Genomic DNA, 26010 nt, shown 5'->3' with positions numbered 1-26010 from the left:
AATCGGGCGAACTACCAACGGTAATGCGCAAATGCCTTGTTCGCATCGGCCATGCGGTGGGTCTCCTCGCGCTTGCGCACGGTCGCCCCTTGCCCGTTGGCCGCGTCCATCAACTCCCCGGCGAGCTTGCTGCTCATCCCCTTGCCGCTCCGCTTGCGCGACACGCCGATGATCCAGCGCATCCCAAGCGCAACGCGGCGATCCGGCCGAACCTCGACCGGCACCTGATACGTCGATCCACCGACGCGCCGCGGCTTCACCTCGACGAGCGGCATGACGTTGCGCATCGCCTGCTCGAACACCTCGACGGCCGGGCGCTTCAACCGCTGCTCAATCGTGTCGAACGCGTCGTACATGATCCGCTCGGCGGTCGACTTCTTGCCGCCGACCATCAGCCGATTGATGAACGCGCCGACCAAACGGTTGTCGTACCGTGCATCGGGCGGGGTTTCGCGCTTGGGCGGTCGTGTTCGTCGAGGCATGTCTGAAGCGTCTCCTTACTCACCGCCCCGCCGATCGGGGCCTGTCACGATCACGGTCACTGGACAGAGAAAGATCCCGAGTATTGGCCGCCGATCGTCCCTCCGAAAGGGATCGATGCGACGCTCGGGATCTGACGCGGATGCACCCTCTTCTCAGAGGGCCACACCGGTTTGGGAAGCCACGAACAGCACCCCACCTGGTGCGGTGATGGAATCACCACAGCGGCTCGGACTACTTCTTGGCCTTGGGCCGCTTGGCACCGTACTTCGACCGACCGCGGCGCCGCTTGTCGACGCCGTTGGCGTCCAATGCGCCGCGGACGATGTGATAGCGCACGCCGGGAAGATCCTTCACGCGACCGCCGCGAATCAGGACGGTCGAGTGCTCCTGCAGATTGTGTCCTTCACCCGGAATGTAGGCCGTGACCTCCATCCCATTCGAAAGCCGCACACGCGCCACCTTCCGGAGCGCGGAATTCGGCTTCTTGGGCGTCTGCGTGCGGACGATCGTGCACACGCCCCGCTTCTGCGGCGCACCGCCGGTGTCGACCAAGCGACGCCGGAAGGTGTTGAACGCAAACCGCAGCGCGGGCGCCTTCGTCTTCTTCACTTGCTTCGTGCGGCCCTTGCGGACCAACTGATTGATCGTCGGCACTGGAGTCTCCGCTGAGCTTCGGGTGCCGTTCGCAGGCACGAAGGGAAAGAATAGAGCAGAGCACGCTCCGCGTCAAGAAATGGCCGCACTCTGCCTCGCACCCCGTCCGTCGCCCCCCGCAGGGCCGGCAACGGACGGGTGGGCTCAGTCCTCGCCGACGTCCGCCGCGCGGCGGTTCGGGGGCAATCGCAGGCCAAGGCCGAGGCGCGGGCCGCGATCGTCCTCGTGCTCGCGGCCGAGGGAGATCTCGTCGCCCTCCGAGTCCAGGACCTTGACCGACAGCCCGAGGCTCTGGAGTTCCTTCACGAGCACACGGAAGCTCTCCGGCGCGCCCGGGTCCTGGATCTCCTCACCCTTGACGATCGCCTCGTACGTCTTGACCCGTCCGGTCACGTCGTCCGACTTGATCGTGAGCATCTCCTGCAGCGTGTGCGCCGCGCCGTACGCCTCGAGCGCCCAAACCTCCATCTCGCCGAAGCGCTGGCCGCCGAACTGCGCCTTGCCGCCGAGCGGCTGCTGCGTCACGAGCGAGTACGGGCCGGTCGAACGAGCATGGACCTTGTCCTCGACGAGGTGGGCCAGCTTCATCATATAGATAATGCCCACCGTCACCGCCTCGTCGTACGGCTCACCGGACTTGCCGTCGTACAGGCGCTGCTTGCCCGCGATCGGCAGCGGCACGTGCAGCCGTGTCGCCACGGCGCGCACCTCGGCCAGCAGCTTCTCGCCGCCGGCCTTCGCCACGTCGAACGACGGCTTCTCGTCCCGCTCGGCCAGCGTGCGCAACACCCACAGCCGCAGGCAGGCGTCGATGGCCGCGTGGTTGGCCGCCTCGCGCAGATCTCCCTGCTCGGCGTCGTCTTCGAAGCGCAACATCGAGGTGGGATCATATCCTTCGGACACGAGCCACTGCGCCAGCGCGGCGCGGCGCGCATAGCCCTCGTCGCTCCAGAGCCGCTCGCGGTCGCCGTCGGGCAGCCACGAGTCGAGGAAGAGCGCGCGCACCTCGTCGTCGTCGGCGAAGGAGGCGTTCGCCTGGTCCTGTTCGTCCAGCCACGCGAACGCCCGGTCGGTGACCTCGCGCCACGCGGTGTCGATCAGCCATGCGCGCGCCAGCTCGGCGGCGATGTCGCTTTCGCGCGCACCGTCGAACACGGACGTCATCACGCTGAAGCCCAGCCGGTCGGCGGCCCAGCCAAGATGCGTCTCCAGGATCTGGCCGATGTTCATCCGGCCCGGCACGCCGAGCGGGTTGAGCATGATCTCGATCGGCGTGCCGTCCTCGAGGAACGGCATGTCCTCGAGCGGCACGACCTGGCTGATCACGCCCTTGTTGCCGTGCCGCCCGGCCATCTTGTCGCCCTCGTTCACCTTGCGGCGCTGCGCGACGCTGACGCGGACCAAGCGCTCCACACCGGCCGAGAGCTCGATCGCATCGTCGCGGTCGAAGCTGCGGATGCTGACGACCTTGCCCCGCTCACCGTGCGGCAGGCGCAAGGACGAATCCTTCACCTCGCGCGCCTTCTCGCCGAAGATCGCGCGCAGCAGCTTCTCCTCGGGCGTCAGATCCGTCTCGCCCTTCGGCGTGATCTTGCCCACCAGGATGTCGCCCGGCTGCACCTCGGCGCCGACGCGGATCACGCCCTCTTCGTCGAGATCCTTGAGCGCCTCGTCGCCGACGTTCGGGATGTCGCGCGTGATCTCCTCGGGACCGAGCTTGGTGTCACGCGCCTCGATCTCGTGCTTCTCGACGTGGATCGACGTGAACTTGTCCTGGCGGACGACGTCCTCGCTGATCAGGATCGCGTCCTCGTAGTTGCCGCCTTCCCAGCTCAGGAAGGCCACCCGGACGTTCTGGCCGAGCGCGAGCTCGCCCTTCTCGGTCGACGACGAGTCGGCGAGGACGTCGCCGGCCTGCACCAGATCGCCCTGATGGACGATCGGCCGCTGGTCGATCGTCGTCGACGCGTTGGAGCGCATGAACTTCGTCAGGTTGTAGACCCGGATTCCGCCGCCCACCTCGCGCACCAGGATCCGATCGCCGGTGACGCTGATCACCTCGCCCGCCGCCTCGGTCACGGCCACGTGCCCGCTGTTGATCGCCACCGGCCCTTCCATGCCCGTCCCGACGATCGGCGCCTCGGGCTTCACGAGTGGCACGCCCTGCCGGAGCATGTTCGAGCCCATCAGCGCGCGGTTCGCGTCGTCGTGCTCGAGGAAGGGGATGAGCGACGTGCTGACGCTGACGATCTGCTTGGGGTCCACGTCCATGAAGTCGACGTTCTCGGGCCGGCGAAGGAGGAATCGGTCCTCGCGTCGCACCGTCACCTGCGCCTCGACGAACTCGCCCTCGTCGTTGAGCGGGCTGTTCGCCTGGGCGACCGAGTAGTGATCTTCGACGTCGGCCGTGAGGTACTCGACCTCCTCCGACTCGATGACGAACGGCACCACCGGGATCTCCGCCAGATCGAGCGCCGCGAGCTTGGCTGCCAGCGCCTTGTCGATCCGCTTGCCGGCGGCGCCGACGATCTTGCCGGCCTTGTCCGTCACGTCTTCGCGCAGCGCGCGGCCGAGCAGCCCCTCGACCGTACCCGCCACCATGTTCCGCACGCGACGGTACGGCGTCTCGATGAAGCCGTAGTCGTTCACGCGCGCATACGTGGCCAAGCTGCCGATGAGGCCGATGTTCGGACCTTCGGGCGTCTCGATCGGGCAGATCCGACCGTAGTGCGAGTGGTGGACGTCGCGGACGTCGAATCCGGCCCGCTCGCGGCGAAGGCCGCCCGGGCCGAGCGCCGACAAGCGCCGCTTGTGCGTCAGCTCGCCGAGCGGGTTCGTCTGGTCCATGAACTGCGACAGCTGCGAGCCGCCGAAGAACTCTCGCGTCGCGGCGACGACGGGCCGGATGTTGATCAGCCCAAGCGGCGTGACCTGATCCGGGTCCCGCGTGCTCATCCGCTCGCGCACGACGCGCTCCATCCGGAGCAGGCCGACGCGCAGCTGGTTCTGGATGAGCTCGCCGACGGTCTTCACCCGCCGGTTGCCGAGGTGGTCGATGTCGTCCGGGTGCTCGCGCTCGTTGTTGATCTCGAGCATGTGCGCGACGACAGCGCGCAGGTCGTCGCGCGTGAGCGTCAGCGGGCGCGGCTCGTCCAGCGGCACGGCGCGCTTCTGGCCGGGGCGGAGGTGGAGCTTGCGGTCCAGCTTGTAGCGCCCGACGCGCCCGAGGTCGTAGCGGCGCTCGTTGAAGAGCATGCTGGACAGGAACGTCCGGGCGTTGTCGATTGTGGGCGGGTCGCCCGGGCGCAGCTTGCGGAAGATGTCGAGAACGGCATCTTCCTCGTCCGTCGTCGGGTCCTTCTCGAGCGTCGTCGAGATGAACGGGTGATCCTCGCTGTCGTCGACGGTGCTGAAGAGCGCGAGCAGCTCCTCGTTGTTGCCGAACCCGACGGCGCGGAGGAGCGACGTGACCGGGAACTTCCGCTTGCGGTCGATCTTCACGCTCACGACATCGCGCTTGGACGTCTCGAACTCGAGCCAAGCCCCGCGGTTCGGGATCAGCTTGGCCGAAGCGAGCGATCGGCCCGTCGTCAGGTCCTTGTCGGCGCTGAAGTAGACGCCCGGCGAGCGAATCAGCTGGCTGACGACGACGCGCTCGGCGCCGTTGATGACGAAGGTGCCGTTGTCGGTCATCATCGGGAAGTCCCCCATGAAGACTTCCTGCTCCTGGATCTCACCCGTGGCGCGGTTGATGAGCCGGACCGTCACCCACAACGGCGCGCTGTAGGTCATATCCATCTCGCGGCAGTCGACGACGCCGTACTTGGGCTCGTCGAATCGGTGGCCGACGAAGTGCAGCTCGAGGTTCTTGTTGAAGCTGACGATCGGCGAGATCTCGTGGAACAGCTCGGTCAGCCCGTGCTGCCTGAACCAGTCGAAGGAGTCGACCTGCACCAGGATCAGCGGGGGCGGCGCCAAGTGGTTGCGGATGCGGGCGTACTGCCTGCGCACCCGCAGCGGCGCACCGCCGCCGGCACTCCCCGCGGGCGATACGTTCGCCAGCGAGATGCCGTCCTCGAGCTGCTGAACTTCCACGTGCTTCTTCGCCATGCCGTGCTCGCTCCTTTGACCGCCGACCGGGCCGGTGCTTAACAGCGCTGGGTCCGGCCTGGATGCAACCGTAGTAGCATACGCACCGCAGGGGTCGCTGTCAACAGCCACGCCGGCCCACAGTCCGACCCGACCCTCATGCTATACTGCCAGCCGGAGGCGAAGGAACGGACCTGTGGCGCACAGTTGCCCAGGCGCCCTCCTCGATCGCCCCGCTCCCTTACCCGAGGTGCCCCCCTTGTGCCCGCCGACGCGGCGGGCGGCGGGCACACCGCGCATCACACCAAAGGAATCTCTCCCCCGTGGAATCAGACAATCGCTCGTTCGGCGGGCCGGACGTGGCGGTGTTCATCGACTTCGAGAACATCTACATCTCCGTCCGCAACCGCTACGACGCCAGCCCGAACTTCGAGTCCATCATGGAGCTGGCGCAGCGCTATGGGCGCGTGACGATCGCTCGCGCCTACGCCGACTGGTATCGCTACCCGCGCGTCACGAACGCGCTCTACGCCAACGCGATCGAGCCGATGTACGTCCCGACGTACCACTACGACCGCGACGAGGGCCGAACGGGTCGGGCGATCAAGAACAGCGTCGACATGTACCTCTGCATCGACATGATGAAGACGCTGCATGCCTTCGGGAACATCGGTACGTATGTCCTCGTCACCGGGGACCGCGACTTCATCCCGCTCGTCAACGCGATTCGCCAGCAGGGCAAGCGAACCGTCGTCATCGGCGTGGCCCAGGCGACGGCCAACCACTTGGCGCAATCGGCCGACGAGTTCCTCTTCTACAGTCAGGTCGACGAGGACATCGTCAACGCCGCCGACAAGGTGGAGCGCGATCCGTACGAGGTACTCGTCGAAGCCGTTCGCGCCGCGCGCGAGCGCGGGCACGTCTCGACGCTGGCGACACTCAAGCTCGTCATGCTCGAGCTCGTGCCGAGCTTCGACGAGACGAAGACGAAGGACCGGCGCGGGCGGCTGGTCGGCAGCTTCAAGGACTTCGTCCGCGAGGCGGAGCGCCGCAAGCTGGTGCAGATCTTCTCGAGCGGATCCGTCAACGAGGTCCTCCTTCCGGGCGAGGACCCGTACGCCGTGAGCCAGTTCGCGCCCGACATGCCGGCCGCCGAACCCACCGTCACGGAAGAGGACGTCGACGACGCCGAGCTCGACGCCGCCAAGCTCACGACGAAGGACTGGGCGGTGTTCGAAGAGGCGCTCCGGCAGTTCACCGAACCGGTGCTCTTCATCCAGATCTACGACGCGCTGCGCGGGCTGCGGAACAAAGAGATCATCGATCTGTCCAACCAGGACATCAAGGCGATGATCAAGATCGCGATCAACGAGGGCCTGCTCGTCCGCACGACGCGCGGCCCGCACGCGTACTACCAGATCGCGGCCGACAAGCCGTTCAGCCGGTGATCGCCGATTAGGAGGAGCGGGCGGCGGCGGCACGGATCGTGCTGCATGGGCCGTTCGGCGAATTCCAGTGACGACAGAGCGCCGAGGCCAGCCAACCGCCGAGGAAGATCAGGGCCGACAACGTTGGGAGGGATCACGATGCTGCCTTCACCGGTTTCAAGGACCCGCGCCACCGAACAGGGCGCGCACCCGAATGCCGCAAGGCCTTCGTCGTTCCGTGCGCTGCGCACCTCCTATGCCCTCGCGCTCGGCGGCTGCGTGCTCGGCCTCGGCGCCGCGGTCGCCGTCGCCATCGGCGTCCGCGCGATCCCGCCCGTGGCCGCAAGCACCGCGGGCACACTGAGCTCGAAGCCTTATGAGTGCCGCCCCGACACCGCACCATGCCAGCGCGTGGCGAATGCGTTCATCCGGGCGGACGTCAACCCGTTCGGCGGCTTCTCCCTCGGAACGACGGGCGGCGACCCCGGCACGACGCTGGACGACGACCTCGGGCTGCTGTACGGCTTCGTGCCGGGCGGGGCATCGAGCACGGGTTCCGGCTACATCACCGTCCGGATCATCGGCCCGAACGGGATCGACGACTTTGCGGCGCAGGACGCGGTTGACGTCGTTTCGCACGTCGAGGACGCCACGTCGGTGCGGACGGTCTGGAACCGGCGGACCACGCACCGCGTCGTGATCACGCAGACGCTCTCGGCGGTCCTCAACCCTTACAGCGGCCGGCCCGACCTGCTTGACATGCGCTGGCAGATCGCGAACAGGGACAGCGTCGACCTGTCCATCGGCCTGCGTTCCCTGCTGGACATCCAGATCGGCGCGAACGACGGCGCGCCGTACTTCGTGCCCGGCGTCGGCACGCTGACGTTCGAGCAGCAGTTCTCGGGGGCGCAAGTGCCGCCGTTCTGGATCGCGTTCCAGGCGGCCGACTTCGACCCGAGCTTCCTCCGAGGCCTCGGTCTCGTCCGGGATGCCGGCGTCACGGCGCCCGACGACCTGATCGTCGCGAACTGGCGCAAGATTCAGGAGCAGCCGTTCGACTACACCGTCGATGCGACGCGGGTCATCACCGGCGACAGCGCCGTCGCGCTGCTCTGGCGACCGCGGACCGTCCGGCCCGGCCAGAGCTTCGAGATCAACACGCGCTACGGCATCGCCGCCAACCGCGGCGGTCGCGCGTTCGTGACGGCCCCGGTGCTCGTCAACTGCGGCACGACGTTCGAAGCGGCGCTGTTCCTGTCGAACTTCGACCTCGCGCCGCTGAACAGCGGTCGCGCCACGATCACCCTGCCGGCCGGCCTCACGCTCGCGCCCGGCGAGACCGCTGAGAAGTCGCTCGGCTCGATCGCGCCGGCCGACACGGGTTCCGTCGTGTGGCAGCTGCAGGTGGTACCCGGAACCGTCGGCCCGCGGCAGATCCGGACCGTGTCCGTGTTCGACAACGGCCGCACCTTCGAGACGAGCGCCGACCTCACCGTGCAGTGCATCGCGCCGCCGCCGACGGACGTCCCGGCGCCGACCGCCACGCCGCTCGCCATCGATCCGGGCGTCTGCGACTGGCTGTACGGCCGCGTGCCCCGCGTCGTGATCGATGCCGCGTTGGCCGACCCGCAGCGCGTGTACGGCTGGAACAAGCCCCAGAACCCGAACGCGCCGGTCTCGCCCTTCAACCCGTTGCGGCGACGGTTGAGCCTGTCGAACCGCGGCGTGCCCTATCACCCCATCAGCAACCCGGTGATCTTCAAGGCGGGTTGCCCGTGATCCTGGTCACCATGACCCGAATCCGGACCGAGGCGCGGTGACGCACATCAAGTGGACCGGGGTCACGCGCCCGGAGGACGCGGCAGCGGCGGCCGAGCTCGGGGTGCAGACGGTGGCCTGCGTGTTCAGCGCCCGCAGTCCGCGTTATGTCACGTCAACGCAGGCCTGGGCGATCCGCCGCGTCCTGCCGCCGTCCGTACGTTTCGTCGGCGTGTTCGTCGACACGCCGTCGCCCCTCATCCAGCGGATCGTCGACCAGTGCCAGCTGGACGGGGCGCAGCTCTTCGGCAGTGAGCCGCGGGCCGAGGTCGAAGCCGTCACGCCGCACGCATTCAAGGGCGTGACGGTGCGCACCGTTTCCGAGATCGACGCCGCGGCCCGGACCTACGGCCGCCGAACGAAGGAAACGACCTGGCCGACGCTCATGCTCCAACTCGCCGGCGACGTCGCCCGGCGTTGGTCGGCGGTCGCGGCGATCGCGGAGCGCTACCCGATGCTGTTGGCCAGCGAGAGGCTCACCCCGCAGAACATTCCCGGTGCGCTCCGCGAGGTCGGGCCATGGGGCATCGATGTCTGGGAAGGCGTCGAGAGCGAACCCGGCGTGCTCGACCGCGCCAAGCTCGCTGATGTGATCGGAGCCGTGCGCGCCTATGACACGCAGGGGCTGCGCCGCTCGGCCGCCGGTGCGTAGCGTGGCTGCGGCCGCGCGGATCGCGCTTGCGCTCGCCCTTGGCGCGGCGACCGCCGCTGCCGCCGCCGCCGGGCACGTGCGCGCCGCCCCGACGCCGCCCACCACGGCCGCCACCGCCGGCGCCCCGCCCATCGACGAAGCCGACCCGGCGGCGCTCAGCCCGGAACGCAAAGTGGCGCAGCTGCTGCTCGTCGCCGTGTACGCGCCGGACAGCGCTGCGCCGCTCGACGAGATCGCACCCCTCGCCCGGGAACTCGGCATCGGCGGCATCGTCCTCCAGACCGGCAGCAACGTGTTCGTCAACCGGCGCGGCGAGCCGCTGCCGGCGCACATCGCCCAGCTGACGGCCGACATCCAACGGACGGCGCTGGCTCGACCGGACGGCGTGCCGCTGTTCATCGCGGTGGACCACGAGGGCAACGGCGCGCCGCTGACCCACCTGCGCGAGGGGTTCACGGCCCTCCCGTCGGCGATGTCCATCGGCGCCACGTGGGACCCGGCCAATGCGTCGGCCGTCGGCGAGATCACCGGCCGCGAACTCGCCGCCGTCGGCGTGAACGTCGTCCTCGGCCCGGTGCTCGACGTGTTGGCCAGCACGCACGTCGACAACGGCGGCGACATCGGCACGCGGGCGTTCGGCGGGCATCCGTACTGGGTGGGGCGAATGGGCAGCGCCTACGTGGCCGGGGTGCACGCGGGCAGCGGCGGCCGCGTCCTAACCGTGGCCAAGCACTTCCCCGGTCACGGCGGCAGCGATCGCTTGCCCGATCAGGACGTCTCGGTGGTCACCAAAGACTTCGCCAGCCTCGAGACGATCGAGCTGCCCCCGTTCGGAGAAGTGACGACCGACCCGCCCGGCGGCGACGCCGCGTCCTCGACCGATGCCCTCATGACGGCCCACATCCGCTACCGCGGCCTCAGCCGGAACTCGCAGCAGGCCAGCCTGCCCGTTTCGTTCGATCGGCAGGGGCTGGCGACGCTCTTCGCGCTCGAGCACTTCCGGTTCGGCGCGTGGCACAACAGCGGCGGACTCGTCGTGTCGGACTCGCTGGGCGTGCCGGCCGTCAAGCGATGGTTCGATCCGAGCGGTCGCACGTTCCCGCACCGCCAGATCGCCCGCGAGGCGCTCATGGCCGGCAACGACGTCCTGATCCTGGCGCAGTTCGCGCAGCGCAACGCCTGGCAGGAGATGCGCGCGAACATCGAGGACACCGTCCTCTACTTCGCGGACGCCTATCGGCGCGATCCTGCCTTCCGCATGCGGGTGGACACCGCGCTGGCCCGCGTGCTCGCCGCCAAGCACCGCGTCTACCCTTCGTGGGCGGCCGAACGCGTCGCGGCCAAGCCGGACGCCGTCGGCGCCGTCGGCGGCGATGCCAGCCGCGAAGTCGTGCAGCGGATCGTCGGCCAAGGGCTGACCGCATGGACGCTGCCGGAGGTGCCGCCCGGCCGAGGCGACCGGCTCGTCCTCATCCACCCCGAGCGGCGGAACGCCCAGCGGCTGCTGACGGACGACGGCGGCCCGCTGGCCTGTCCGCTCGAGTCGTGCGGTCTGTCCGACGCGGACTGGCAGCGGCTGACCGAGCCCGGCCCGACGTTGCTGGAGGGCACGGTGCTGGCGCGCTATGGACGCCAGGGGGCCGGCCTGATCGCCCCGGAGGACATCCGCTCGTACGCGCTGTGTCAGATCGAGCAGGCGCTCAGCCCGGCGCTGGACATGCCGGGGGGCGCCGAGCCGCCGCCGGACGACGGCGCGGCCCCCGGCACCGTCGACGCACCGTCCCCAACCACCCCCGGCGACGGCGCCGCTTCGACCCCCACCCCGGCCCCGACGCCGCCGCCGGCCTTGTTCGGCTGCGACCCGACGCTCGACACCGCGGCCGTGCTGGCCGAGCTCGAGGGGGCCGACTGGATCATCGTCGCGTTCGGAGAGCTCGAGCCCGAGGCGATCCGGGCGCTGCGCGGCCAGATCCTGCCGCAGCTCTACCGCATCGCCGCCGTCCACGACGGGCGGATCGGCGTGCTCTCGTTCGGACCCCCGTATTATGTCGACGAGACGAACGCGGCGCGCCTCGACGCGCACATCAGCGCCTACACCCGCTTGCCGGCCGCCATCGACGCCGCCGTCGCCGCCCTGTTCGGCGACGGCACGCCGGCCGGCCGCTCGCCCGTAACGGTCGAGGAAGCGGGCTACGACCTGGCCGACCGTCTCGACCCCGACCCGGCGCTGCCGCTCGTCCTGACCGCCGTCGACCCCGGCAAGGGGCCGCCGCCGCGCCGCATCACGCTCCATGTCGGACCCATCATCGACGCGAACGGGCACCCGGTGCCGGATGGCACGCTCGTCGACCTGAGCAGCGAGCCGGCCGGCGCGCTCGACCCCGCCGGCAGCCGGCTCCTGACGAAGGACGGTGTGGCGCAAGCCACGGTCACGCTCCTCGCAGGCGGCATGATCACGCTGCACGCCCGCTCGGGCGCGGCCGCCGAAGCCGAACCGCTCCGGATCGAAGTGCCCCAGCCACCGACGGCGACGCCGGCCGCCACACCGGCCGCTCCGGGCGGGCCCGGACAGCGGGAACCCCGTGCCGCCGACGGCACCCCTCCGTCCGGCCCCGGCCCGATCGACCTCCTCGTGGCGCTCGCGACGGCGCTCACCGCTGCCGCGGGCCTCGCGGTCGTCCGCCGCGCGGATCGCGGCGCCGCGGTCGGGCGGGCGCTGACCGTCGCCTCGGCTTCCCTGGCCGGGTATTGCGCGTACGCCGCGGCGCTCCGGCTCGGCGCGATCGGCCGGCCACCGGGCTGGGTGGCGGGGGTGGACAGCTTGGTCGTTTCGGGGGCGGGCGCGGTCGTCGCGGCACTCGCCGCCAGCGTCGGATCGCGCGGGCGACGCGATCGGGCACGGGCCGACGGTCAGCCCGGCAGCCGGATGACTAGCCCAGCAGACTGATCACGGCCGCCGCCACCGCCAGCCCCGCCGCCAGCGCCAGCCGGAACGGCCGCCGGCGCAGCTCGGACCACCACGCGTCCGCCGGCGCGGACCGCGGCGCGGCGGGGTCCGCAACGACCATCGCCGAACCGCCCGGCGTCCCGGCGCGCAGCATGCGGCGCACGGCCGCGATGCTCTCGGGCCGGTCGTCCGGGTGCAGGGCGAGGCACGCCATCGCAATGTTCCCGAGGGCGGTCCGCGCGGACGGGCGCAGCGCACGCGGATCGGCCAGCGCGGCCGGGTCGATGAAGCGTTCGCTTGCGCTCGCGGGCGCGCGGCCGGTCAGCAGGTGGTAGAGCGTCGCCCCAAGGCTGTAGATGTCGGCCCGGGCGTCCAGGGCCGCCCCATCGCCGTACTGCTCGAGCGGCTGGTAGGCGCGTGTACCGGCGCCGGTGGCCACCGTGCGCGCGGAGCCGTCGTCGGATCGCACCTCGAGGGCGAGGCCGAAGTCGACGAGCTTGAGCTGGCCGTCCGGCGTCAGCTTGAGGTTGGAGGGCTTGATGTCGCGGTGGATCACCGGCGGTCGCTGCGTGTGCAGGTAGTGGAGCACCTCGCACAGCGCCTCGGCCCACGACCAGAGCTCGGTCTCGTCGATCTGGCGGTCGCGGCAGCGCGCGTCCTCGAGCACGGCCAGCAGGTCGCGACCGGGCACGAAGTCCATGACGAGGTAGTGCCGGACGCCGGCGCCCGCCGCGGCCGACGGCGCACCGTCGAAGCAGTCCGACACCTTGGGCAGCGCCGGGTGGTCGAGACGCGCAAGGGTCGTCGCTTCGGCGTGCAGCGACCGGCGGAGCACGGCGGTCTCCGCCGCGGGTAGGTCTGCCGGGACGACGATCTCCTTGACGGCGCACTGGCGTCCCGGCAAGCGCTGATCGTCGGCCAGCCAGACGGAGCCGCTGCCGCCGGCACCGATGGGCGAGACCACACGGTAGCGCCGATGGAGGAGGGTTCGGTTCGTGGCCATGGTGCGTCGAAGGCGTTCTTGGGGGGCGACGGATTTCGCAGGCTTGTCACCAACCGGCGGTGGCGGGTAGGCTACGGCCAAGCGGCGCCCGCGTCAACGCCCGGACGCGGAGCGAAGCCAGTGCGATGCGGGTCGACGCCGGCAATGGACAGCCGACGCGGTCCACGAACAGTCGGTCACCACGAGGCAGCGATGTCGATTCGAAGCTTGTTGATCCTGCAGGAAGGTCCGGGCCGTCCGTCCGCGCGGTGGACCCTGGAAAGCAGCGCGCTGACGATCGGCCGGTCCGACAGCTGCGACGTCGTGCTGGCCGACCGCGAGGTGTCGCGGCGGCACGTGTCCATCCGCCATGAGGGCGACCACTGGATGCTCTTCGACCTCGAGAGCCGCAACGGCGTCCGGCTGAACGGCAACGCGATCGACCGCGCGACGCGCCTGCGCGACGGCGACACGATCGAGATCCCGCCGAACTACCGCTTCGTGTTCCTGGACGGCGACGCGACGGCGTGGACCGCCGAGGGGCGCCGGCTGCGGCTGCGGGTCGACGCCGAGAACCGGCGCGTCGTCCTGAACGGCCAGCCGATCGAGCCGCCGCTGACCGTGCCGCAGTACCTCCTGATCGAATTGCTGGCCAGCGAGCCCGGCCGGGTGTTCACGCGCGAAGAGGTGTGCGCCCGGTGCTATCCGGGGTTCACCGACGGCGTCTCCGACCTGGCGATCGAAGGGCTCGTGCGCCGGCTGCGCAAGCGGCTGGCCGATGTGGCCCCGGGCACGCCGATCGTCGCCCACAAGCGCGGGCTCGGCTACCAGCTGCTCATCTGAAACGGTCTCAGCGCGGCACGTTGAACCATGCCAGCGCCGCGAACAACAGCGGCAGGTAGATCACGGATACCTTCAGGACGCGGCGCGCCGCCGCACCGGTCCGTTGGCGGGCGAACTGGATCGAGGCGGCGAGGAACGCGGCGCCGAGCGCGAGCGCGCACACGGCGTACGGGCCGCCGACCAACCCGACGCCCAGCGGCAACATGCTGGCCGCGACGAGCAGCACCGTTGAGGCGACGATCTGGCGGGCGACGAACCCGGCGGCCGCCTCGCCGTCGGGCAGGATCCGGAAGCCGGCCCGGGCGTAGTCCACGCGGTACATCCACGCGATCGCCAGGAAGTGCGGCAGCTGCCAGACGAACAGGATGGCGAACAGCGTCCAGCCGGCCAGATCGATCTCACCGCGCGCCACGGCCCAGCCCATCAACACGGGCAGCGCACCGGGCACGGACCCGACGATCGTCGCGAGCGGGGTGTGGGTCTTCAACGGCGTGTACACCCCGACGTAGCTCAGCACGCCGCCGATGGCGGCCCACGCCGCGAGCGGCTCGACGCCCCACAGCACCCTCACGCCGGCCACGGCCAGAATCCCGCCGAACATGCCGGCCGCCCACGGCTTGAGCCGGCCCATCGGGATCGGCCGCGACGCCGTGCGCCGCATCTGGGCGTCGCGCCGCCACTCCGCCACTTGGTTCAGCGCGCTCGAACCGCACAGCGCCAGCGCGCTGCCGACGAGGAGCGCGACCAGCCGCTGCGGATCGTGCTCCGTCGGCTGCGCGATCACGTACGACAGGGCGACGACGGCGAGGCCAAGCGTGGCAAGGCGCGGGCGGACGAGGGCGAGGAGGTCGGACGACAGCGTGCCGGCCGGCGCAGACGCGCCGGGACGAACGGTGGGAAGAGCTTCCGTCCCGGCGTCGATCCCGAATTCGACCCCGTGGTCGATCCCCGTGTCGATCCCATGGTCGATCCCATGGTCGATCCCATTGTCGATCCCGGCCCCGAACCGGGCCTCGTGTTGTGGGACCATGCGCGCCTCCGTTTGTCGGCCTGGCAGCCCGCCTTACGCGGGTGCCCAGCGCATCGGGGCGCCGTCGACGGCCCATTATACGGCTCGCGCCGCCGTCGGACGGCGCTCGGCGCCCGGACGATCCGCCTCCTTCGGCTTGACAGACAGCGGCGAATCGCAAAGATATGGCGGCCACGCGCGCAGGCGGGCGGCCCTTTGTCAGTTGATCGTCCGCTTCCAGTCAAGGAAGTGTCGGCAACTGTTGGGTACACTTGCGCGCTGGGGAACTGGGGTATTCGGGGTGCCGTCGCAATCGGTGGCGGGGAACGGCACTTCTTGAGGCAGATCGACCGTTCGGTGGCCCGCATCTCGCTGCGGCCGATGGGCGGTGTCTTCCAACGATCACGTCACTTGCACACAGGAGAGCAGCGAATGGCCTTGACGCAGACGGCCTATTCGGGTCGAATCGCGGCGCTCGCGTCCATGGCGGGACTCGCGCTCAGCATCAGCGCTTGCGATGTGGTGAGCGGGATCTTCGGCGGTACGCCCGAGCCCGACAAGGCGGTTGCGCCGTCCACGTACGGCTCAGCGTGCCTCGAGAGCTACGGCTCCGGCGTTTCGTCCATTGCCGCGACGGCCGACGGCGGGCGGGAGTACTACATCTCGACCGAGCTGCCCTCGAACGTCGACAAGAACGCGTGGGGCCGGGACAGCCGGGCCGTCTACGAGTACGACGTCAAGCTCGGGCGCGTGCGCCCGATCGCATCGACGTGGAACTCCGAGGTCGTCATCGAGCCATACGCCACGGTGGACGTGCTGCGGCCGACGCCGATCCGCCCGGTCCAGATCGCCGAGAAGCTCGAGCAGGTGCAGGTCGGTGCGGACGGCAATCGGATCGTGCTGGCCGTGTCGCGCAAGAACCTGGCCGGCGGCTTGGCCAGCTTGTACAGCGGCAACGTCCCGCCGATCGGCGCGTCGGCCAGCCTGCGTCCCGGCGACGGCGGCGGGCTGGCGGTCGTGAAGCTCAACGACGACCTCAACCAGGAGGCGATCCAGACGTTCAGCCTCTCACCGGACGGCAACAAGTTGGCGGCCATCGTCGGCGACCTGAGCGAGCTGCGCGGCTACGATCTCGAGGCCGACAAGATCCTCGTGTACAGCCTCGGCACGGACAACGCGATCGTGGTGAGCAACGAGCTGCCGACGCCCGCCACGTCGATCGAGATCGACCGCAAGCCGGCGATCACGGCCAACGGCGCGCAGCTCATCTGGGCGCCGGACAGCACCAAGCTCGCTTACGCCACGGCGCTCGGCATCGGCGGCTGGGCGGTCCAGATCCTGGACTTCGCCACCGGCAAGCCGACGCTGGTCCACGCGTTCGAGAACACGACGCAGCCGCAGATCGCCTGGGCCGGCGACGGCGCGTCCCTGTTCGTCGTCACCACCGCGAACAGCACGTCCGAGTCCTTCGGCGACACGTCCATCCACCATCTCACGGCGGCCAAGGACGGCAAGACGATCGGCGGCGTCGGGATCATCAAGCGCCAGGCGAACTGGAAGACGGTGCCGTCGTTCGTGACGCTCGTCGGTGAGAACGTGCTCCTCTTCACGTGGGAGAAGCACGTGTTCCGCTTCACGGCCGAGGGCGGCGACCTCACGAAGGCGACGTTCGAGCCGCTGACCGAGCACTACCCGCGCGACGTGAAGGTCCTGCCGCTGCCGATCTACGGCAGCGCCGCGGCGGATCGCGCCGTGTTCAGCATCAGCGCGCCCGGCATCGGCAACCGCGTCGGGGTGTACACCCACCTCTCGTCGGCCAAGTGCCCGGTCCCGACGCCCAAGGAATAGCGCAACGGGCGGCCTGGCCGCTCGAGGAGCACGAAGACGGGCCGGGGGGCAGGGATGCTCTCCGGCCTGTTTCGTGTGCGGGGAGGGCCCCCTCCCTGGCCGGCTTTGCCGGCCTGTCCCTCCCCCAATTCTGGGGGAGGGACGGTTGGGGAGGGGACGGTTGGGGCCGAGGCAGGCGGCTCCGGCGTCGACCGTCGGCCAAGGTTGACGCCATACCGGCTGCCCACTACCGTTGGCGACGTCCGAAGCACTCCCGTCCGCCGCCCCTGCTGGAGGTCCTGCCGTGGTCACGATGTCCGAACTGCCCCTCGGCCCGCTGCCCGACGTCCCCGAGGCGACGAGCGATCCCGACGCGCTCATCGCGTTCGAGGGTCGGATCGCGCGCGGCGAGCGGATCGAGCCGGGGGATTGGATGCCGGGCGACTACCGGCGCCAGCTGACGCGGCTCATCCAGCAGCACGCGAACAGCGAGCTGATGGGCGCGCTGCCGGAAGGACAGTGGATTCCGTTTGCGCCCTCGTTCAAGAGGAAGCTGGCGCTGATCGCCAAGGTGCAGGACGAGGTCGGGCACGCGCTGTACCTCTATCGGGCCGCGGAGACGCTCGGCAAGCCGCGGACGCAGATGATCGAGGAGCTGTTGAACGGCACCTCCAAGTACTCCAACGTCTTCAACTACCCGGCCGAGACGTGGGGCGACATCGCGATGGTCGGCTGGCTGATCGACGGGGCGGCGGTGGTGAACCAGACGATCATGGCGACGGGCTCGTACGGGCCGTACGCCCGCGCGCTGAAGCGGATCACGTACGAGGAGGCGTTCCACCTCAAGCAGGGCTACGACGTGACGGTGGCGCTGGCCACCGGTACGCGCAAGCAGCGCGATATGGCCCAGGAAGCGTTCAAGCGGTGGTGGTGGCCCACGATGATGTTCTTCGGCCCGCCGGACAAGCAGAGCGTCCACACCGGGATCCTCCACCGCTGGGGCGTGAAGCCCAAGAGCAACGACGAGCAGCGCCAGGAGTTCCTGCGCAAGTTCGTCCCGAAGATGATCGAGCTCGGCTTCGACATCCCGGACAAGGACCTGCACAAGGATCCGCAGACCGGCGACTGGATCATCACCCAGCCGGACTGGGACGAGTTCAAGCGCGTGATCAACGGCGACGGCCCGATGAGCAAAGAGCGCCTGGCGCTGCGCCGGCTGATCTACGACGAGAGCTCGTGGCTCCGGACCGCGCTCGACCGCCACGCCCCGCTGCCGGCGGCCGCATGAGCCCCGCACACCCCCGGCAGGCCGACGATGTACGGTGACCCGACCGCCGATGCCGATCCGAGCGTGGCGTTCGGCCACGACATGCCGTTCTACACCCGCGACTGGCACTTCGATCCCTACCACCAGCGCCTGACCGTCGCCCGGCGCGGCGCGCCCGACGCCGTGCACTTCGACACGGAGTGGGGCAACTGGGAAGTCTTCATCCAGGAGAAGCGCGGCGAGCACCACACGCACGCCGGAACGCTCCACGCGCCGGACGCCGAGATGGCGATCATGCTGGCCAAGGAGAACTACGCGCGCCGCGGGCCGTGCGTGAACATCTGGGTCGTTCCGGAGGACGCCATCGCGGCATCCGCCTACGAGGATGCGGACATGTTCGAGCACACGACGGACAAGATGTACCGCGATCCGGCGGGGTTCCAGGGGCTGCGCAAGAAGGCGCAAGCGGGGCGGGAGCGCGTGGGTGACGAGGCGGCGGAAGGGGGCAAGCCGTGACGACCACGACGCCCTTCGACCTCGCATCCGCCCCCGCCGACGCCTGCGCCGCACTGGACGCCTACGTCCTGGCGCTCGCGGACGACGCCCTGCTCCAGGGCCACCGCGACAGCGAGTGGACGGGGCTCGGGCCGATCCTGGAAGAGGATATCGCGTTCAGCAGCATGGCGCAGGACGAGATCGGCCACGCGCTGGTGTGGTACACGCTGCGCGCCGAGCACCTGGGCGCGGCGTCGCCCGACGAGCAGGCGTTCCGGCGTGACGCGGCCGGGTGGCGCAACGCGCGCCTGGTCGAGCTGCCGCGGGGCGACTACGCCACGAGCCTGATCCGCCGAACGCTGTTCGACATCGCCAAGGCCATCCAGTACGACTCGCTGCGGCACAGCGCGTGGCCGCCCCTGGCGGTGGCCGCCGGCAAGCTGCGCCAGGAGAAGAAGTACCACCTCCTGCACAACCAGGCCTACGTGAGGCGCCTGGGCACCGCGGGCGCGGACAGCCACGACCGGCTGCAGTCGGCGCTCGATGCCCTGTTCCCGGCCGCGCTCGGGCTGTTCGAGCCGACGGCGGGCGAGGCGGCGCTGACGGCGCTCGGCGTGGTGACGCCGTCGGCGGCGCTGGCGGCCGTCTGGCTCGGCGCGGTGCGCGAGCTCCTCGCGCAGTCCGGGCTATCGGCCCCGATCGCATCGGTGGCGGCGCTCGGCGGCGACGGTGACGGCGCCGGGGCCGGTGCGGGCGCGGGCGATGTCCTGCGCGCGACGGTGGCGCCGGACGTCGGCGGGCGGCGAGGCGAGCACACGGACGATCTGGATGCGATGCTGGACGCGATGCAGTCGCTCTATCGCTCCGACCCCGAGGCGACGTGGTGACGGCGCCGGGTGCGACCGCGGGTGCGCCTTCGAGGGAGCCTGCGAGGGAGCCTGCGAGAGAGTTGACGCCCGAGGCCGTCTGGGACGTCCTGCGCACGGTGAACGATCCCGAGATCCCCATGGTTTCGGTGGTGGACCTCGGGATCATCCAGGCGGTCGTGATCGACGCGATCGACGCGGTCGACGCGGTCGAAGGAGCGGCGGGCGGCGGCAGCGCGGTCCGCATCGACATGACGCCGACGTTCACGGGCTGTCCGGCGCTGGACATGATGCGTTCCGAGATCGCGGCGGCGGTCCTGTCGATCGGCGCGGCGCGGGTGGACGTGCGCGTCGTTCTCGACCCGCCGTGGAGCAGCGACCGGATCGCGCCGGCCGCCCGCGAGGCGATGCGCGCGATCGGCCTGGCGCCTCCGCCGCCGGCGACGCGCTTCACGGCCGACCCGACGCTCGCTCTCACCCTGGCCGCGCCGGACGAACCGCCGACGGCGTGCCCGTTCTGCGGCAGCATGGACACCGTGACGGACAACCCGTTCGGGTCGACGTTGTGCCGGTCCGTGCATTACTGCAACGGGTGTCGGCAGCCGTTCGAGGCGTTCAAGGCGTTGTAGGGGCGATGCAATCGCATCGCCCGCAGGCCCCCCGCATCACAACGCACCTCGGCCCCCCCATCGTCCCGATCGACAATGTCGCCTCCAAAGCGACGGTTTCGCCCCCTGAGCGACGGCTGCGCGGCGGCGGCGCGACAGGTTTTCGGCGTTCACGGCACCTTGACAGGCGTTATCCTGGCGCCATCGCCCGGGGCGACTTGCCGGCGGGCGCACGGTCCACCCAACAGGAGACGTCAACATGGCTACGTGGATTCAGGCTCTGTCCGCCTATCGGCCGCGCATCGTCGGCGCCGTGACGGTCGGTCTCGACGAGCTGGCCGACTACCTGGCCGTCGGGACGCTGGTGACGCGTCCGCTGGCCCGGATGGTCCTCGAGGAGCTCGGGCGCATCGTGCTGCTGCAGTTGCGCGACGGCAAGAAGGTCCGCCTGCCGGGCATCGGCGTGTTCGGCGTCGAGGTCCGGATGGACGGGTCGATGTACCCGACGGTCCGCCTGGCGAGCGAGCTGCGCGACGGGCTGTCCGACATCGACGCCTTCCAAGGGACGATCCAGCACCGGGAGTCGATCGGGCTGGACCTGGCGTCGCTGAAGGAGCGCTGGGACCGGGAGCACCCGGGCGATGCGCTGGAGATGCCGCCGGGGCGCACGAAAGCTACGACGATGTAGCCACTCCGCGTGCGGGAGGGACAACCGAATAGACAGGCGCGAGGGGCGGTCCGATTGAGGGCCGCCCCTTGTCGTTGTTGGCGACGTGGGCGGTAGCCTTGTCGGTGGGGCTCCGGGACTCGGTGGGGCAGCAGGCGGATCTCGGTTGGACAGGCGTCCGATCTCGGTTGGACAAGGGGCGCCTGCGTTAGACGCGGCTCCTGTCTGCGTTAGACGCGGCTCCTGTCAGCGTTAGACACGGCTCGTGTCTGCGTTAGACACGGCGGGCGTCTCGGTAGGATCTGCCGCCGTGTCTTGGTGAGGCCCGGCGAACGTTTCGCCGAGCGGTCCGCGGGTGTAGACTCCCGCCGGCGGGATCGAGTTTCCGAGCCCCGCTTACCGCTACCGAGGTGCGCTATCAAGGCGATCGTTCAAGACAAGTATGGTTCCGCCGATGTCCTGCAGTTCAAGGACATCGACAAGCCGGAGCCTGGGGATGACGATGTGCTCATCCGGGTCCACGCCGCGGGCGTCGACCGGGGCGTCTGGCATCTGATGACGGGGCTGCCGTACCTGATGCGGGTGATCGGGATGGGCTTCCGGGCGCCCAAGGTGGCGGTGCGGGGCCGCGAGGTCGCGGGGACGGTCGAGGCGGTCGGCCGGAACGTGACGGCGTTCAAGGCGGGCGACGAGGTCTACGGGTTCAGCGACGGCAGCTTCGCCGAGTACGTGTGCGCCAAGGCCACGCAGCTGGCGCCGAAGCCGAAAAACGTCACGTTCGAGCAGGCGGCGGTGGTGCCGGTGTCCGCGATCACCGCCCTGCACGGCGTCCGCGACGCGGGCGATCTGAAGGCGGGGCAGAAGGCGCTGATCATCGGCGCCTCGGGCGGCGTCGGCACGTACGCGGTGCAGATCGCCAAGGCCATCGGAGCCGAGGTGACCGGCGTCTGCAGCACGGGCAAGGCGGACCTGGTCCGGTCGATCGGCGCCGACCACGTGATCGACTACACGCGCGAGGACTGCACGGACGGCACGCGCCGCTACGACCTCATCGTCGACACGGGCGGCCGGCGGCCGTTGTCCCAGCTGCGGCGGGCGCTGAACGCCGACGGGACATTGGTGGTTGTTGGCGGAGAGGGCGGGGGCCGGTTTATGGGCGGCTTCCTGCGCGGGATGCTGGCGCCTATGCGGGCGATCGGGTCCAAGCAGAAGCTCAAGGGGCTCATGCCGGACGAGCGGAAGGACGACCTGGTGACGCTGACGGGGATGATCGAGGCGGGCAAGGTGGTGCCGGTCGTCGACAAGGCGTATCCGCTGGGTGAGGCGGCGGAGGCGGTGCGGTACATGGAGCAGGGGCGGGCGCGGGGGAAGGTGGTGGTGCGGGTGTTGCCGGGGTGAACGAGCGTGCGAGCTGCCAAGCGGCTCGAGGCGTTCGTGTCGGCGAGGGTTTGCGATGCGCTTATCGCGCTCGTCAGGTGCGGAAGCAACCCGTGGGCAGCGCGTCGAATGCTCCGCTAGAATGCGGCGTGCGATTGCTCTGCATATGGGCCGGGGCGGACTTCAATTCACTTGGCCGTTCGGTGGGTTGAGAAGGAAGGGAACATGAGCGCCCAAACGGTGCGGATACACATTCCCGAGCAGCTGCTCGTGCGGTTCCGCCGAGCGGCCGAGGAAGCCTCTCAGCCACTGGAGGCGGTCATCCTGCGGTCGATCGAAGGCAACCCGCCGCCGCCGACGCTGTCCGAGATACCGGAAGACGCCCGGGATGCCATCAGCGGCCTGCAGGCTCTGGATGACGACGGACTGTGGCGTGTGGCCCGCGGCATGATGGACAAGGCCGAGCAGGAGCGGCTGACGTCGCTCTTGGAGGAGGGTTCACGCGGTACGCTTGGTGTCGCCGAGCGGGCCGAGCTGGAGCAGCTGGCTGAACGGGCAGATGTGATGACGATCGTGAAGGCGTATGCGCTCGCGCTGCTTCGTTGGCGAGGGCATCCCATGCCGCCGCTGTCGGACCTCCGGCCGGCCGTGTGACGCGCCTGTACATTTCGCAGGCGCTGCGACTGCTGGTAACGGAAGACAGCGGACATCGCTGCGGTTACTGCCGGTGTTCGGAGTTCCTGACATCCACGGCGCTTGTGATCGATCACATCGTCCCAGTGGCCGCTGGCGGCGCCACGGTGCGCCAGAACCTGTGGCGCTCGTGCGTACACTGCAACCAGTACAAGGCGACCAGCATGGAGGCGGTTGATCCTGCGACGGGGGCAATCGCTCCGCTGTTCAATCCGCGCACCCAGCGCTGGCACGAGCACTTCCGGTGGATCGACCACGGCTGCATCGTCGAGGGTCTCACCCCGACGGGGCGGGCGACCGCGGCGGCGCTGCGCGTGAACCGCGATCTTGCTGTGAGCGCCCGGCGTATGTGGGTGGACGCAGGATGGCACCCACCGGCAGATGGGGCGTAGCGCGATGCGTGCGTTGCCCGCCCCGTACGGCGAACGACCGATTGAGTCCGTCGCCCTTGTCGTCGGCCACCGCAGCGACAGTGCCGACTGCGTCCTCACTGCGGATTTCGACGCTTCGGCGGTCGTTGGGTGTTCTCGATCCGTCACGAAAGGAGACTCAGCCATGTACGGCACGATCATGCGCGGATCCGTCCGCCCGGAAGACCGGGCGGCGCTGGTGGCGGCGATCGAAGCGGGCGAGAGCGTGCCGGTGCCGGGGTTCCTCGGCTCGCGCCTGCTGATTCCGGACGAACGTGCGGACGAGGTGTGGTTGGCGGTGTTCTTCACGGACAAGGAAGCGTACGTGCGGAACGCGGCGGATCCGGGGCAGCATGCGCGGTATGTGGCGATGCGGAAGTGGATGACGGGGGATCCGGAGTGGGTGGATGGGGGGTGGGTGGGGTTGGGGCCGGAGGGGGGGTAGGCGCAGAGCGACCGCATGCTGGCGCGGCGGGTGCCAAGGGTCCGACGCGGCTGTCATGCATTCGCCCGGTGGGCCGATTGACGCGGGGGTGGGAGGGGCATAGAGTGATGGGCTGCGGCAGGAGCGCGATTGACGTTCCTATCCCCCTTGGGACCCCGCGTCCTTCACCTATCACCACAGGGGGCTCGCATGCGTACCTCGCCACCCACTCAGACGACCCAAGGGCAACGCCGAACGGCGCTCAAGCCGCTGCTCGGCCTCGGCCTGCTCATGCTTGCGATCGGGACCGGCTGCGCCACATTCACCGTGGTGAGCGAGGTGACGCGCAAGGCGGACGGCGCGAATACGGGTGCTTTGGCGGTTGACGTCGAGATTGAAGACGGCGTGTACAAGGCGCTGCTCGAGATGGACCCCGACTCGGCCAAGGAGTGGCCGATGGCGACAAAGGCGAAAACGTCGGGTTGGACGGTCACGGGGTCGGGGCGCAAGTTGCGCATGACTCGCCAGCTGAGCACGCTGCCGGCGTTTCAGGACGCTCTTCCGGGGCTCGCCGGGCTGTGGGACATGGGCGAGTTTCCGATCACGGCGATGGACGTCACCGTTGACGAGCCCAACGACGAGCCGCCCGTCTATGAGTACACCGCGACCGTCGTCATTCCCGTCCAGGAATCCCCGGAGGACTCTGCGTCGGCACCGGAAGAGCCACAAGCGCCGGCCCAGTCGGCGTCGCCGGACGACTTCTTTGGCGCGCTCGCGGGCGCCGTTGCCTCGGCCGTCGATGAAACCATGACCGACCCCAAGGTCGTCGCGCTCATGGCGGCCGCCAAGAAGGCTGGGCCGCCCGCTTTCGTCGTTGGCGTCAAGCTGCCTGGCAGTATCGACGAGGCGACGGTCAACGGTCAGCCACTCGGCGTCATCTCCCCGGACGATCGCGTCACGTGGACGCTGAGCTACGCCAACCCCGGCACCTACTCTTTGCGGGCCGTGGCACACCTGATGAAAGTCGAATTCACCGAGTTGGCGGAGGCGCACACACAGGGCGACGACTTCAAGGTGCGCGGCCGGGTCACCACGAAGGGTGGGAGCGACGAGGTCGTGCCCGTCACGGACGCCAAGGTGGATCTGGTCATCACCGGCCCCAAGGGCAAGCCGTACGGCACGCCCCTGACCCAACCCCTGACCACGGATGCGGACGGCTATTTCGAGTGGACCAGCTACTTCACGGCCGACGCGTCGATTGGCGCATGGAAGATCGTCGCCACGGCGAAGAAGGAAAAGCAATCCGGCAGCATCGAGCGCGAGTTCAAGGTGGACGAACTCAAGCCCGATGTCGACGCCAACATCCGGGCGATCATCGCCAAGTGGAAGGCCGAGCCGTCGGTGCCCAACGGGATAAGCCAGTCCTTCATACGCGACCTCAACCCCATCCCGACCTACGGCATGCGGGTGAACATCAAGTCGTGGACGGACAGCCGGTATGAGCCGTATACATGCTCGGCCTTGACGATCAAGACGCTCAAGTTCCTGAACGGGCTGCGTTTCAGCACGACGCAATCCGACCGCCTGCTGATGGGCGGTGTCCACTATGGCCCGGTCACGGACGGCACCGGGCTCATCCACGTGGCAACCGCCTTGTACCCCAGCGCCAACACGACCACCGGGTGGCGGTCAGGCTACGTGTTGGATGCGTGGCCCAACCAGACCAAGGAGTCCTGGGGCTGGGCGGAGTGGTCGGCCATGAACGCTGGCGGGGCCGAGCCCGCGCGGTTCTGGAACTTCGGCAACATGTGGTCGGGTGAGTATCCGACGTCAGGCAGCGGAGGCGAGTATCACCCGAGCGTAGGCGAGATTCCGGCCAGCATCCAGGGCGCCAAGGGCACCGCGGTGCTGACCTATTCACCGGTGGCGTTGCTGGTGTCCGACGCCAGCGGCCGACGAACGGGGCAATCTGGTGACGGTACGCTCGTCAACGAGATACCCGGCGCCGACCAGACGCTCGTCAACCTGCCGGACGGCACGCAGGCGAGTCTGATCGCGCTGCCGGACGGCGACTACAACACGGTCATCCGTGGCACTGGTGACGGGGACTTCCACCTCGAGACCACCAACAGTGAGCAGCTGCTCGACTATGGCGTGCACCCCATCCGCTCGGGCGAGGAAGCCACGCTGAAGTTGAATTCGGTCGATCTGAAGCAAGCACTCGCTCTGGCGGATGGGAAGACCGTCATGCCATCGGCCGCAGCGGCCGACGGCGGTGGCGGGCTTGGCAGGCTGCCGATGGTGGCGGCGATCGTGGTGGGGCTATTGGCGGTGCTGGGGGGCGTTGTTGTCGTCGTTCGCAGGGGCCGGGCGCATTAGGGCACGCGGACGATCCCCTTCCGAGAGGATGTACGCGATCCAACCGGTTGCCGGTCGTAGCTGGCTCTAGCCGGCGTCGTTATTGTTGCCCGG

21 protein-coding genes are annotated in these 26010 nt (G+C 69.5%); 16 read left to right on the top strand and 5 right to left on the bottom strand.

Annotation, left to right across the window (positions count from 1 at the left end; genetic code table 11):
* Nucleotides 1–11: 11 nt before the first annotated feature.
* The 3 genes from rpsG to IPG72_06460 all read right to left on the bottom strand — a co-directional run bounded on the left by rpsG (nt 12) and on the right by IPG72_06460 (nt 5247).
* Complete coding sequence (gene rpsG, locus IPG72_06470; GenBank protein ID MBK6768640.1) at nt 12–482, bottom strand: 30S ribosomal protein S7; 471 nt, start codon at nt 480–482, stop codon at nt 12–14.
* 232 nt (nt 483–714) lie between these two features.
* The gene (gene rpsL, locus IPG72_06465) at nt 715–1137 is read right to left on the bottom strand and encodes a 30S ribosomal protein S12 (protein ID MBK6768639.1); all 423 of its coding nucleotides are present in this window, start codon (nt 1135–1137) and stop codon (nt 715–717) included.
* Nucleotides 1138–1281: 144 nt separating this feature from the next.
* Entirely contained in the window at nt 1282–5247 is a 3966-nt protein-coding gene (locus tag IPG72_06460; protein ID MBK6768638.1) for a DNA-directed RNA polymerase subunit beta, read from the bottom strand.
* A gap of 302 nt (nt 5248–5549) precedes the next feature.
* Between IPG72_06460 and IPG72_06455 the strand changes: the two genes are divergently transcribed.
* The 4 genes from IPG72_06455 to IPG72_06440 all read left to right on the top strand — a co-directional run bounded on the left by IPG72_06455 (nt 5550) and on the right by IPG72_06440 (nt 12070).
* Nucleotides 5550–6674 carry an NYN domain-containing protein gene (locus IPG72_06455; protein MBK6768637.1) on the top strand — a complete coding sequence of 375 codons (1125 nt, stop codon included), beginning with the start codon at nt 5550–5552 and terminating at the stop codon, nt 6672–6674.
* 138 nt (nt 6675–6812) lie between these two features.
* Nucleotides 6813–8432 (top strand): hypothetical protein, encoded by a 1620-nt coding sequence (locus IPG72_06450; GenBank protein MBK6768636.1) that lies wholly within the window; start codon nt 6813–6815, stop codon nt 8430–8432.
* 37 nt (nt 8433–8469) lie between these two features.
* A complete protein-coding gene (locus tag IPG72_06445; protein MBK6768635.1) occupies nt 8470–9123 on the top strand; it encodes a hypothetical protein in 654 nt (217 codons plus the stop codon).
* A 1-nt stretch (nt 9124) separates the two neighbouring features.
* Nucleotides 9125–12070 (top strand): glycoside hydrolase family 3 protein, encoded by a 2946-nt coding sequence (locus IPG72_06440; GenBank protein MBK6768634.1) that lies wholly within the window; start codon nt 9125–9127, stop codon nt 12068–12070.
* Here IPG72_06440 and IPG72_06435 read toward each other — a convergent pair.
* Nucleotides 12054–13073 carry a serine/threonine protein kinase gene (locus IPG72_06435; protein MBK6768633.1) on the bottom strand — a complete coding sequence of 340 codons (1020 nt, stop codon included), beginning with the start codon at nt 13071–13073 and terminating at the stop codon, nt 12054–12056. The genes IPG72_06440 and IPG72_06435 overlap by 17 nt on opposite strands.
* Nucleotides 13074–13265: 192 nt before the next feature.
* Here IPG72_06435 and IPG72_06430 point away from each other — a divergent pair, with 192 nt between their 5' ends.
* Nucleotides 13266–13895: an FHA domain-containing protein gene (locus tag IPG72_06430; protein MBK6768632.1), complete on the top strand. Its 630-nt coding sequence runs from the start codon at nt 13266–13268 to the stop codon at nt 13893–13895.
* A 7-nt stretch (nt 13896–13902) separates the two neighbouring features.
* Here the strand turns inward: IPG72_06430 and cyoE are convergent, their stop codons facing one another.
* A complete protein-coding gene (gene cyoE, locus IPG72_06425) occupies nt 13903–14925 on the bottom strand; it encodes a protoheme IX farnesyltransferase (protein MBK6768631.1) in 1023 nt (340 codons plus the stop codon).
* A gap of 411 nt (nt 14926–15336) precedes the next feature.
* Between cyoE and IPG72_06420 the strand changes: the two genes are divergently transcribed.
* The 11 genes from IPG72_06420 (at nt 15337) to IPG72_06370 (ending at nt 25917) form a co-directional block, all read left to right on the top strand.
* Nucleotides 15337–16752, top strand: a complete 1416-nt coding sequence (locus IPG72_06420; protein ID MBK6768630.1) for a hypothetical protein — start codon at nt 15337–15339, stop codon at nt 16750–16752.
* Between the two features lie 292 nt (nt 16753–17044).
* Nucleotides 17045–18019, top strand: coding sequence for a 1,2-phenylacetyl-CoA epoxidase subunit A (gene paaA / locus IPG72_06415; protein MBK6768629.1), 975 nt, complete (start codon nt 17045–17047; stop codon nt 18017–18019).
* An 81-nt stretch (nt 18020–18100) separates the two neighbouring features.
* Nucleotides 18101–18514 carry a 1,2-phenylacetyl-CoA epoxidase subunit B gene (gene paaB, locus IPG72_06410; GenBank protein MBK6768628.1) on the top strand — a complete coding sequence of 138 codons (414 nt, stop codon included), beginning with the start codon at nt 18101–18103 and terminating at the stop codon, nt 18512–18514.
* Nucleotides 18511–19380 (top strand): phenylacetate-CoA oxygenase subunit PaaC, encoded by an 870-nt coding sequence (gene paaC / locus IPG72_06405; protein MBK6768627.1) that lies wholly within the window; start codon nt 18511–18513, stop codon nt 19378–19380. The genes paaB and paaC overlap by 4 nt, the downstream gene beginning before the upstream one ends.
* A gap of 62 nt (nt 19381–19442) precedes the next feature.
* Nucleotides 19443–19988 (top strand): phenylacetate-CoA oxygenase subunit PaaJ, encoded by a 546-nt coding sequence (gene paaJ / locus IPG72_06400; protein ID MBK6768626.1) that lies wholly within the window; start codon nt 19443–19445, stop codon nt 19986–19988.
* A 238-nt stretch (nt 19989–20226) separates the two neighbouring features.
* A complete protein-coding gene (locus tag IPG72_06395; GenBank protein MBK6768625.1) occupies nt 20227–20655 on the top strand; it encodes a hypothetical protein in 429 nt (142 codons plus the stop codon).
* Between the two features lie 396 nt (nt 20656–21051).
* Entirely contained in the window at nt 21052–22032 is a 981-nt protein-coding gene (locus IPG72_06390; GenBank protein ID MBK6768624.1) for an NAD(P)-dependent alcohol dehydrogenase, read from the top strand.
* 204 nt (nt 22033–22236) lie between these two features.
* The gene (locus IPG72_06385) at nt 22237–22665 is read left to right on the top strand and encodes a hypothetical protein (protein ID MBK6768623.1); all 429 of its coding nucleotides are present in this window, start codon (nt 22237–22239) and stop codon (nt 22663–22665) included.
* Nucleotides 22662–23096, top strand: coding sequence for an HNH endonuclease (locus IPG72_06380; protein ID MBK6768622.1), 435 nt, complete (start codon nt 22662–22664; stop codon nt 23094–23096). The genes IPG72_06385 and IPG72_06380 overlap by 4 nt, the downstream gene beginning before the upstream one ends.
* Nucleotides 23097–23259: 163 nt before the next feature.
* Nucleotides 23260–23559 carry an antibiotic biosynthesis monooxygenase gene (locus IPG72_06375; GenBank protein MBK6768621.1) on the top strand — a complete coding sequence of 100 codons (300 nt, stop codon included), beginning with the start codon at nt 23260–23262 and terminating at the stop codon, nt 23557–23559.
* 189 nt (nt 23560–23748) lie between these two features.
* A complete protein-coding gene (locus IPG72_06370; GenBank protein ID MBK6768620.1) occupies nt 23749–25917 on the top strand; it encodes a hypothetical protein in 2169 nt (722 codons plus the stop codon).
* The last annotated feature ends 93 nt before the right edge of the window (nt 25918–26010 follow it).

The sequence above is a fragment of the Candidatus Avedoeria danica genome (assembly GCA_016703025.1).
In the GTDB taxonomy this organism is placed as follows: domain Bacteria; phylum Chloroflexota; class Anaerolineae; order Epilineales; family Epilineaceae; genus Avedoeria; species Avedoeria danica.
Note: the sequence above shows the minus strand (reverse complement) of the source record. Positions and strands in the feature narration are given on the sequence as shown.